Annotated in this window: 9 protein-coding genes; 3 read left to right on the top strand and 6 right to left on the bottom strand. The window is 44.7% G+C overall.

All coding sequences use genetic code 11. From position 1 onward, the window contains the following. Positions 1 to 376 precede the first annotated feature (376 nt). Both Q4B82_RS04695 and Q4B82_RS04690 read left to right on the top strand, forming a co-directional pair. On the top strand, positions 377 to 1,117 hold the full coding sequence (locus Q4B82_RS04695; RefSeq protein WP_303065269.1) for a Slam-dependent surface lipoprotein: 741 nt from the start codon (positions 377 to 379) through the stop codon (positions 1,115 to 1,117). A gap of 183 nt (positions 1,118 to 1,300) precedes the next feature. Beyond that, positions 1,301 to 2,983: a glutamine--tRNA ligase/YqeY domain fusion protein gene (locus Q4B82_RS04690; protein WP_303065268.1), complete on the top strand. Its 1,683-nt coding sequence runs from the start codon at positions 1,301 to 1,303 to the stop codon at positions 2,981 to 2,983. Positions 2,984 to 3,396: 413 nt separating this feature from the next. Here the strand turns inward: Q4B82_RS04690 and Q4B82_RS04685 are convergent, their stop codons facing one another. The 6 genes from Q4B82_RS04685 to eno form a co-directional block, all read right to left on the bottom strand. Beyond that, the gene (locus tag Q4B82_RS04685) at positions 3,397 to 4,023 is read right to left on the bottom strand and encodes a phosphoribosylanthranilate isomerase (protein ID WP_303065273.1); all 627 of its coding nucleotides are present in this window, start codon (positions 4,021 to 4,023) and stop codon (positions 3,397 to 3,399) included. 43 nt (positions 4,024 to 4,066) lie between these two features. Then, positions 4,067 to 6,379, bottom strand: coding sequence for a bifunctional acetate--CoA ligase family protein/GNAT family N-acetyltransferase (locus Q4B82_RS04680; RefSeq protein WP_303065267.1), 2,313 nt, complete (start codon positions 6,377 to 6,379; stop codon positions 4,067 to 4,069). Positions 6,380 to 6,448: 69 nt separating this feature from the next. Next, complete coding sequence (locus tag Q4B82_RS04675) at positions 6,449 to 7,642, bottom strand: acetylornithine/succinyldiaminopimelate transaminase (RefSeq protein WP_303065266.1); 1,194 nt, start codon at positions 7,640 to 7,642, stop codon at positions 6,449 to 6,451. Positions 7,643 to 7,684: 42 nt separating this feature from the next. After that, complete coding sequence (locus Q4B82_RS04670) at positions 7,685 to 8,152, bottom strand: DUF2750 domain-containing protein (protein WP_303065265.1); 468 nt, start codon at positions 8,150 to 8,152, stop codon at positions 7,685 to 7,687. 27 nt (positions 8,153 to 8,179) lie between these two features. Next, positions 8,180 to 8,452, bottom strand: a complete 273-nt coding sequence (locus tag Q4B82_RS04665) for a septum formation initiator family protein (RefSeq protein ID WP_303065264.1) — start codon at positions 8,450 to 8,452, stop codon at positions 8,180 to 8,182. A 90-nt stretch (positions 8,453 to 8,542) separates the two neighbouring features. Beyond that, entirely contained in the window at positions 8,543 to 9,829 is a 1,287-nt protein-coding gene (gene eno / locus Q4B82_RS04660; protein WP_303065263.1) for a phosphopyruvate hydratase, read from the bottom strand. Positions 9,830 to 10,095: 266 nt separating this feature from the next. Here eno and rpoH point away from each other — a divergent pair, with 266 nt between their 5' ends. Continuing rightward, complete coding sequence (rpoH, locus tag Q4B82_RS04655; RefSeq protein ID WP_303065262.1) at positions 10,096 to 10,971, top strand: RNA polymerase sigma factor RpoH; 876 nt, start codon at positions 10,096 to 10,098, stop codon at positions 10,969 to 10,971. The last annotated feature ends 99 nt before the right edge of the window (positions 10,972 to 11,070 follow it).

Below are 11,070 nucleotides of genomic sequence, written 5' to 3'. Positions count from 1 at the left end.
CCAGTTGCGCTGGCACATGAATGGTGGTGGGGTCGGTGAAGGATTTGAAACCTGCGAGTTTGATTTGGGTAAGGCGCATGGGGTGGAAAGTCTGCCTGAAAAGGACAAAATAAAAAGGGTGAATTATAGCATTGATGAGCATGGTGGTGTTTTCAGGCAGGCTGCCTGAAAAGGGTAATTGGGTTAATGGAGTTGTGTTGATATTATATAAATAATTGATATTATTTAATTTATTTTTGTTATGCGTATTAGGGTGGGCTTGGGTGTATAATACACCTACGCAGACTAGGGATTTTCCTTATTTTGTGTGTTTTGATATTTTTTTGAAAAAATTGATTTTTAGGATATAACAATGAAAAAAATGCCTATTTTGAATATGAAAACTGTATCTTTTTTGATGCTTTCAGCGATGTTGGCTGCTTGTGGTAGTGGTGGTAGCAAGGGTGCTTTGACTACTACCAGCACCAATACCCGTCCTGTGCCTACTGTACCAACGCCTACAAATGTAACTTATGATGGGCATGCTGTGGTGGTAAGCAGCAATTTAGGGAAACAAAGTATGGCAATCAATAATTTAAGCGGTAAAGCACTGAATCAAATTACATTAAATGGCAAAGTAATGAACTTGGTACCTAGTGGTAATACTACAGGTGGCTGGCTAAAAGTGGACACACATACTGTTAAAAAGGATGTGTATATGGGTTTACAGCACACGGTTTTTGGTCGTTATTCAGAAGATGGTGGCGTGGACAATACTGTGGTGGTAAACGGTCAAGTTACGCCATTAGATAAAATACCGAATGCCAATACGGTTACTTATAATGGTAACGCTTTGTACATGTATGGTAATAGTGGCAAAGTGTGGTTAGGTACAGCAAAATTTGATGTGAATTTTGCAACCAAACAACTTGAAGGCCAAATCCAAGAACCAGGTGGTAATTTTACTGATGTTGATTTAAAAGCCACTATTTCGGGTAATACATTCAAGGGCGACCATAATGGCACAACAACACAAGGTCATTTTTACGGTCCGAATGCCGAAGAAATGGGTGGCGTGTATTACAAAGGCACAAAAGACAATCCAGAGTACCTTGGTGCATTTGGTGCGAAAAAATAATGATTTAATGTAAAAAGATTTTCAGGCAGCCTGAATGTTAAGCAGCCTGAATGTTTTATTCTGACTGTATTGTTGTGATTTTAATTCAGTATTTCTGCCTGATAAGGGGGTTTTCGGGTAAAATTCGGCTGTTTTTATTTTATTTCAGGCAGCCTGAAAATTTTGATTGAATGAAAGACAATTATGTTAAACAAAGACCAATTCGCCGACAACCACTTTATCCGCACCATCATTGAAGACGACCTGCAAAGCGGCAAACACACCGCCATTCAAACCCGTTTCCCCCCCGAACCCAACGGCTATTTGCACATCGGACACGCCAAATCCATTTGCCTGAATTTTGGCTTGGCGTATGTGTTTGACGGCAAATGCAATTTGCGTTTTGACGACACCAATCCCGAAAAAGAAAACCAAGAATACGTTGATTCCATTAAAGAAGACGTACAATGGCTCGGCTTTCAATGGCAAGGCGAACCGCGCTATGCCTCTGATTATTTTGACCAATTATTTGATTACGCAGTCGGCTTAATCAAAGAAGGCAAAGCCTACGTTTGCGATTTAACGCCAGAAGAAATGCGCGAATATCGCGGCACGCTCACCGAAGCAGGCAAAAACAGCCCCTACCGCGACCGCTCCGTAGAAGAAAACCTTGATTTATTCATGAAAATGCGTGATGGCGCGTTCCCAGACGGCAGCAAAACCCTGCGCCTGAAAATTGACATGGCATCGGGCAACATCAATATGCGCGACCCCGTGATTTACCGCATACGCCGCGCCCACCACCACAACACAGGCGACAAATGGTGCATTTACCCCATGTACGACTACACCCACGCCATTTCCGATGCCATTGAAAACATTACCCATTCTTTGTGTACTTTGGAATTTGAAGCGCACCGTCCGCTTTACGATTGGGTGTTGGACAACATTCCCAGCCCCAGCCAACCGCGCCAATACGAATTTTCGCGTTTGGAATTGCTGTATTCCATCACATCAAAACGCAAATTGAATCAACTGGTTAGCGAAAACCACGTTTCAGGCTGGGACGACCCACGCATGCCCACCATTTCGGGTATGCGCAGACGCGGCTACACGCCCGAAGGTTTGCGCCTGTTTGCCAAGCGCGTGGGCATTTCCAAATCCGAAAACATCGTGGACATGGACGTGCTGGAAGGCGCAATCCGCGAAGATTTGGAGCATGCTGCGCCACGTTTGATGGCGGTGTTGAACCCACTGAAAATCACTTTAACCAATTTTGAACAAGGCAAAACGCAAAGTCGCACAGCCGCTTTCCACCCCAATAACGACAGTTTTGGCGAACGCGAAGTGCCAATCAGTTCAACCATTTACATTGAGCAAGACGATTTTGCCGAAGAACCGCCAAAAGGCTGGAAACGTTTGACTTTGGGTGGCGAAGTGCGTTTGCGCCACGGTTACGTCATCAAATGCGATGAAGTTGTGAAAGATGAAAACGGTCAAATCATTGAATTAAAATGCAGTATTGACCACGACACTTTGGGCAAAAACCCCGAAGGGCGCAAAGTGAAAGGCGTGATTCATTGGGTGTCTGCCGAACACGCTGCGCAAATCAAGGTGCGCCTGTATGACCGCCTGTTTACGGTGGAACGCCCAGACGCGGTGCGTGGCGATGATGGCGAATATTTGCCGTTTACCGATTTCATCAATCCACAATCAAAACAAGAAATTACCGCATTTGCCGAAAGCGTAGTGAACGATTTGCCGCCCGAAAGCCGTTGGCAATTTGAGCGCGTGGGCTATTTCGTTACCGACCGCCACGACCACAAACAGGGGCAAATGCCTGTGTTCAATCGCACGGTTACGCTGAAAGATGGGTTTCAGAAGTAATATTTTGATTTGAAAATGATTTTCCCATACTGAACTGCGTTTCAGGCAGCCTTGTAGTACCCGAAAATTTTGGAGAATGCCACAAAACCGTTCTCTTTTCTGTCTCCAACGAGGGCTGGATGTAGACTTGCCAAGTTCTCTGTAGCAACTGTTGAATATTGGATATTCAATATTTTCTGATGAAAACACAAGGTTTGTCGGATACCAGTATCTGACCTTATGGTGTTCAGTTCTACAACCATAAATTTCCGCCAGTGGGAGAGGGGTAAGTTTTAGTCAGCCTGAAATCTTTGTAAAACCTATTTTTATGGTCAATTCATTTAGAAACAGTACAAGTGTAGGGTGCAAACTTGTTGCACCCTACACTTGTCAGTGTTATGGGCGTGAAAGGCTGTCTGAAAGTTTGTGGTCAGTCAGTTGGCATATTGACGACATGCTGTGATAAATGTGTGGATTTTATCGCTGTCTTTAATGCCTGCCGCACTTTCTACACCGCTGGATACATCAACTGCTTGTGCTTTGCTGATTTGCAATGCAGTAGTAATGTTTGTGGTATTCAGTCCGCCTGATAAAATCCAGTGTTTATTTGCGTTTTCAGGCAGCCATGACCAATCAAAAGTGTGTCCTGTTCCACCGTATGCATCTGCTACATAGGCATCAAACAAAATGGCTCTGGCATCGGGAAATTGGGCAAAGGCTGCCTGAATGTCTGCTGGCTTACGAACACGCACGGCTTTGAGGTATGGGCGATGAAATTGGCGACAAAATGCAGCATCTTCATCGCCGTGAAATTGTAAGACATCAATTGGAACCGTATTGATGATGTGGTGGATTTCTGTTGCACTGGCATTCACGAATAAGGCAACTACGCTGACAAAGGGTGGCAAGATTTGAACAATTTTTTGGGCTTGTTCAGGGGTAACACAGCGCTTGCTGCCTGAAAAAAAGACCAAACCAATGGCATCTGCACCTACTTGTGCGGCGATGAGTGCGTCTTCGGGGCGAGTTATGCCACAAATTTTAATGCGAATAGGGTACATATTGGGTTTCTTTGTGTGGGTAAAGGAAAGGGATAAGTGGCGTTCAGGCAGCCTGTGTGTCATCGTTTTTTAAGGGTAATTGGGCTTGTATGATGTTTTTGTCGTTGGCATGTGGTGTTAAAGCGAAACCCAGCTTACTTGCTAATTTTTGCATGGCGATGTTTTCTTTTAGGATTTCGGCACGCATGGTTTGAAAACCTTGTTGTTGGGCGTGCTCAATCAGTTTCTGCATCAATAATATGCCTAAACCTTGACCTTGTAATTCATCGGCAATGCTGATGCCAAATTCGCATGTGGGTAAACCCAAATCGGCGGTGTAGTGGGCAAATGCCAAAGGGTTATTATCCAGAGTATGCAAAATTAAGGCGTATTCTCGCTGATAATCGGGGCGACTTAAACGCGAAAGCAGGCTGGGTGATGGGCTTTCGTTTTGCACCATAAAGCGCATCTTGCGGCTGTTGGGTGTTAAGTGTTCAATGTGTTGGCGAATGAGTTCGGCATCTTCAGCACGTACGGTGCGTAAAATGGCGGTGTCGCCATTGTTGAGCGTGAGGTTTGTTGTGTGATGGGAACAGGTAAACAGATTGTGTGCAGTGGTGTTGGGGTCTTGTAAATGGAGTTTGCAACTGTGGTAGAGCCATTTGTCATGGTCATGGCTGAGTATCAGCTGCAAATATTGGATTTCAGGCAGCCTGTGTAGTAGGTCGGCGGTATTGAGTAGCCAATTTGCCCATATGGTTTCAGGCAGCATCAGTTGTTGGAGGGTTTGCTTGATGATTTCTGGCTGAATGGGGGGTAATAAAACAATGTGTTGATTTTGGTGGATTAAGGTCAAAATTTGTCCGAAATGGGTTTGCCAAGACCATTGAAATACAAATGATGAGGGGGAATTTGAGCGACTGTGCGACAGTTGTAACACCGTTAATAATTGGTTGGTGGCGTTGCGGCTGGCGGGTAGGGTAGTCATGGGCAACATGGGGCGCAAGGGTTCATGTAGATTTTGTGCCTTGATGTGATTGTGGTGGTAATCGTGAAAAGTGGAAATGGGGTAACTGTTGCGGCGATGTTCTCGATATGCATTCAGTTGAAATAAGGCGGAAAGGGCGTGTTCAGGCTGCCTGAAATGCAGGGTTTTGTATTTGTGAAACAGTTGTTGTACTTCGGGGGTGTTGGCTTGACCGAGCCAAACCAATAACAGGGGTTTGGAGGTATGGGTTTGCATTTGCGCCACGATGTGGGCAGTGCATAAGGCATCTTGTGCATGATGACTGCCATACAGAATCAAAATGGCATCGTTACTTTCATCATCAATTTGTTGTTGTAAGGCTGCCTGAAACAAAGTAGGTGCGGCATCGGTAGGTAAAAAGACGGGATTGTGGCTTTCGGGTTTGCGGGATAACAGGCGAGACAATGCGCGGGTGGTGGCAATGGGAGGTTGTGCCAAATGCAGTTGGTATTGAGACAGTTTTTGCAATGTGAGTGTGGTAATGTGTGGGGTGTTGCTGATGATGGACAAGCGATTGCCACGCGTATGCAAACGGCTGTGTAGTAATTTGGCTGCTGTGAAGAAGTCTGCCAATGTGTGTGCAATCAGAATATGGCAACGGTTCAGGGCTTGTTCAAATAAGTGGGCTTCATCGGGGTTGTTTAAGGTCAGCAATACCACAATGGGTTTTTGATGGGTAACCGCATTTAAAACGTTTACCCATTCGTGTGCTTGGTCTATGTTGTGAATGTGCAGTAAAAGGGCGGTGGTATGGTGTTCAGCGGCGATGTATTCAATCAATTTGCTGTTGCCCAAAATGCTACCTGAATTGGGATTGAAAATCACGAAACGGTGGAATGCCAAGCCTTCATTTTGGGCTTCTTGTTTGATGCAGTCGGCAATATCACTACTCTGACCGATGTATGCCATACCCGAAGTGTTGTTGCGCTGGAATAAATGAGGCAGGCTGCTGGCGCGTAATACGGTCAGCATGATGCCTGCTTTGTGTGCGTTTTCGGTGGCTTTCAGCAATTGACGGCGTGCGCTTGCTGATATGTTTTCCATTTCGTTCACAACAATTATTTGGCGCACTTGATTTTTGATGGCTTCGCGCACAATGCCGTTAATTTTTTCTGTTGCTACAATGATGATGACGGCATCAATGATGTGTTCTTCGGCAGCATCGCTTAAACTGTCGTAAGCAGTGATGCCACCTATGGTTTTGTGTTGCGGATTGATGGGAATCAGTTGTGCAGTACAATCGGTACACAGTTGCGAGAAAATACGGCGACCTAGACTACCATAACGGTCTGATGCGCCAACCACAGCCAATTTTTGTGCTTGAAATAGTGTATGCCAAGTGTGTTGCATTTTGTGGTGTTCCCAAATATGTGGCTGCCTGAAAAATGTGTGGCGCAAGTTTTCAGGCAGCGTGGTGTGTTATTTGTTATCAGCATATAGACTGCGGAGTGCCATACGCAAGCGCGTCATGCCTTCATTTAAGTCTGCATCGTTGAGCAATAGAGAGGGTGCGAAACGCAATACGCTCTCTCCTGCGCCGATTATCATTAAGCCGTGTGATAAGGCTGCTTGAATGATTTTATTGGCTTGACCTTGATGCTGCTGGTTTAACACTGCACCGATGAGCAAGCCTTGTCCACGTATGGTTTCAAATAAGCCATTAAATTCTTGACTGATTTGTTGTAAAGTGTTTTTGAGGTTTTCGCTTTGTTGGGACACATTTGCCAATGTTTCAGGCAGGCTGATGATTTCCAAAGCGCGTTTAGCGACCGCACAAGCCAGTGGATTGCCACCAAATGTGCTGCCGTGGCTGCCCAGAGTTAAACTGTTTGCAAACAGCGGTTTGGCAATCATGGCGCCAATCGGTATGCCACAACCGAGTGCTTTGGCGGTGGTCAAAATATCGGGTTGGATATTGTGGTGTTGGTAAGCAAATAGTTTGCCAGTCCGTCCAATTCCTGTTTGTACTTCGTCAAAAATTAAGGCTGCCTGAAATTCATCACACAGTTCACGCGCTGCTCGCAAAAATTCGTGATTGGCAGGCAATACACCGCTTTCGCCTTGAATGGGTTCAATGATGATGGCACAAGTGCGTGTGGAAACCGCTGCTTTGAGTGCAGCGACATCATTGAATGGAATATGGGTAATGCTTTCAGGTAGCGGTGCAAAGTCTTGGTTGTATTTGGTTTGTCCTCCAACAGAAACGGTAAATAGGGTGCGTCCATGAAAGGCATTGATGCAAGCGATGATTTCGGTTTTGTGTGTGCCAAAATGGTCGCGTGCGTGTTTGCGCGCCAGTTTTAATGCGGCTTCATTGGCTTCTGCGCCTGAATTGGCGAAAAAGACTTTGCCGTCAAAACTTTTTTCTATCAGTAAGGTTGCCAGTTCTTGTGCTGGCTCGGTGGTGTAATAATTGGAAACGTGCCAGTATTTTTGTGCCTGTTCGGTCAATGTCTTAATGAGTTCAGGGTGGCAATGTCCCAAAGCATTTACGGCGATACCACCTGATAAATCAATGTATTCTTTGTTGTTGGTGTCCCAAACGCGACTGCCTGATGCGTGAGCAGGCAGCATGGGGGCAAAAGCGAAATTGGGGGTTAAGTGGTTTTGCATGGTATTCTCGTTTGGCATGAATTGGAAGTTGCTTGGCGGTGCTTAATGAATGATGTCGGGTTTGTCCATTAAGGTTTGCCATTCTTGACAGTAACGATATAAGTCGCTTAAATTAGGAAACTGGTCTTGCAGACCTTGTTGGTGGATTTCATCAAGTAAGTCTGATAATAAGTTAATCGGTTCTACTTCTGAACCATATAATTCGCCATCAAATGCCACGCCGATTAAGTGTTTTGCTTCATGTAAATCCAGTAGCACTTCAAACATGAATTCTTCTAAATCTATTTCGCTGATGCAATAATCAGCCCATTCTTGAGTGCAACACAGTTGTGCATCATTTGCACTGTGCCAAAAACAGGAAACCATAAAGGGTTCACCCAATTTGTCATCGTAAAAAGCCGATGGGCATTCGGCATAATATTCTTCTTCATCAAGCAAAGTGTACACGGTACGATTGCGTACAATGTGTTGCACAAATTGAAGATAGCTTGGGTCAATTTCGTACGTCATGGTTTTCTTTCAGGCTGCCTGAAAAGTTTAATCTTTGAATTGATAAAGTACTTCGCCTTCTTGTATGTAGCCCATTTTGTATCGGGCAATTTCAGATACGGCTTGGAAACCGTTTTTTAAATCTTCTACTTCGGCTTTGAGTAAGGCATTTTTCTGACGCAATAAGTGGTTTTGTTGTGAAGTAGTGTGAGCCAGTTTTTCAATCTTGGCATATTGGGCACGCAAACCTGTTTCAGGCAGCCAAATTTGGTAATGCAAACTGATGAAAATCAAGCTTAAAATCAAGGTTATCCATTTCATAAACAAGATGATATTTTTTTAAGTTGTTCAGGCTGCCTGAAAGATAAAATTCATTGTTTTCAGGCAGCCCAATATTATATTGATTTATGTTTATTTTTTCAGTTGATAAAACGCCGCTTTGCCGGGATAGTAAGCCGCATCGCCCAATTCCTCTTCAATGCGCAACAGTTGATTGTATTTTGCCATGCGGTCGGAGCGGCTCAACGAACCCGTTTTGATTTGCATGCAATTTGTGGCAACGGCTAAATCGGCAATGGTGCTGTCTTCGGTTTCGCCCGAACGGTGGCTCATCACGCTGGTGTAGCGGTGGCGTTTTGCCAAATCCACGGCTTTCAAAGTTTCGCTCAACGTGCCAATTTGGTTTACTTTCACCAACAGGGCGTTGGCAACGCCTTTGTCAATGCCTTCTGCCAAGATTTTGGGGTTGGTAACAAACAAATCATCGCCCACCAACTGAACGCGGTCGCCCAGTTTTTTGGTCAAATATTTCCAGCCAGCCCAGTCGTTTTCGTTCATGCCATCTTCAATGGAGATGATGGGGAATTTTTCCACCAACTGTTCCAAATAATCGGCAAATTCTTCGCTGGTGTACGATTTGCCTTCGGCAGACAAATGGTATTTGCCATTTTCGTAAAATTCGCTGGACGCGCAATCCAAGCCCAAAGCCACATCTTCGCCTGCTTTGTAGCCAGCAGCCTCAATCGCCTCCACAATCAAAGACAAAGCCTCTTCGTGGCTGTTCAAATTGGGGGCAAAGCCGCCTTCATCGCCAACGGTGGTGGGGAAACCTTTGCTGTCGCACAATTTTTTCAGCGCGTGGAAAATTTCTGCACCGCAACGCAAGGCTTCGCGGAATGAAGTTGCGCCAATGGGCAAAATCATAAACTCTTGAATGTCCAAGCTGTTGTTGGCATGTTCGCCGCCGTTAATCACGTTCATCATTGGCACGGGCAAAGCCATAGGTCCTGCACCGCCCAAATAGCGATACAAAGGCAAACCTGCGTCTTCGGCTGCCGCGCGTGCCACCGCCAATGAAACCGCCAAAGTGGCATTCGCACCCAGGCGACCTTTGTTGTCGGTGCCGTCCAAATCCAACATGATTTGGTCAATGTAAGCCTGTTCGCTGGCATCAATGCCGATTAAGGCTTGGGCGATTTCATTATTCACGTGTTCCACCGCTTTCAACACGCCTTTGCCCAAATAGCGCGATTTGTCGCCATCGCGCAATTCCAACGCTTCTTTTTGTCCTGTGGACGCGCCACTTGGCACTGCCGCACGCCCCATCACACCGCTTTCCAGCAACACATCGCATTCTACGGTGGGGTTGCCGCGTGAGTCCAAAATTTCACGCGCGAAAATATCAATAATGGCACTCATGAGATGATGCTCCAATGATTGAAAAGTTAAAGAAATAAAAACAGATAAACATTATAGCGTGGTTTTGCCATTTGGTCTTTAAGCAAAATTTTAAGATTTCATATTTTAAAGTGGTTAAAGTGTCAAGACTGACTGGGTGTTTTTTGCTTAAATTAACGGTAATACTGTTTTTACTTGCAAATGAATGTGTATAATACACCAAAATCAGCTTGATTAATGTGCTTGGGCTGAATAAATACAACACACAAATAAGGAAAATCATTTCAATGAATCACAATTTTGCACTTGCGGTACCATCTGGACACGGCAGTTTGGAGCAATACATTCAAACGGTAAATAGTTTACCCATGCTGACACTTGAAGAAGAAAATGAGTTGGCGGTGCGTCAGCTTAATGGTGATTTAGAAGCAGCGAAACAATTGATTTTATCCCATTTGCGTGTCGTGGTTTCTATTGCGCGTGGTTATGATGGGTATGGTTTAAATCAGGCAGATTTGATTCAAGAAGGCAATATTGGCTTGATGAAGGCGGTTAAGCGTTTTGAGCCATCGCGTGGTGCGAGACTGTTTTCTTTTGCAGTGCATTGGATTAAAGCTGAAATTCACGAATTTATCTTGCGCAATTGGCGTTTGGTTCGCATTGCGACTACTAAACCACAACGCAAATTGTTTTTCAATTTACGCAGTATGCGTAAAAGTTTGGGTGCTTTGTCGCCCAAAGAAGCACAAGATATTGCAGATGATTTGGGTGTGAAATTAAGTGATGTCATGGAAATGGAGCAGCGTATGACAGGTCATGACGTGGCTTTGTTGGCTGAGAATTCTGATGATGCTGAACATGATTTTGCACCAATTGATTGGTTGAGCGACACCGACAGCGAACCCACGCATCATTTGGCGCAAAAGGCTTATTTCAATTTGCAAACTGAAGGTTTGAACAATGCTTTATCACAATTGGACGAGCGCAGTCGCCATATCATTGAAAGTCGTTGGTTACAAGATGAGGGTGATGGCATGACTTTGCATGAATTGGCGGCAAAATATGGTGTGTCTGCAGAACGCATTCGTCAAATTGAAGTGAAAGCCATGCAAAAATTGCGTGTTTTTTTGGGTAATGAAGCCAGAGCGGATTTGCAAGATTAAATGGACAGAACCTGTATTCATATCATTTGAAGTTCAGTATTAAGTTTTATAGTTGTAGAATTGAAAAAGCATTATGGCGTTGCTAATGCCTTATTATGT

Origin of the sequence: Alysiella sp., from assembly GCF_030525755.1 — a bacterium.
Classification (GTDB): domain Bacteria; phylum Pseudomonadota; class Gammaproteobacteria; order Burkholderiales; family Neisseriaceae; genus Simonsiella.
This window is presented reverse-complemented; position numbering and strand designations above follow the sequence as displayed.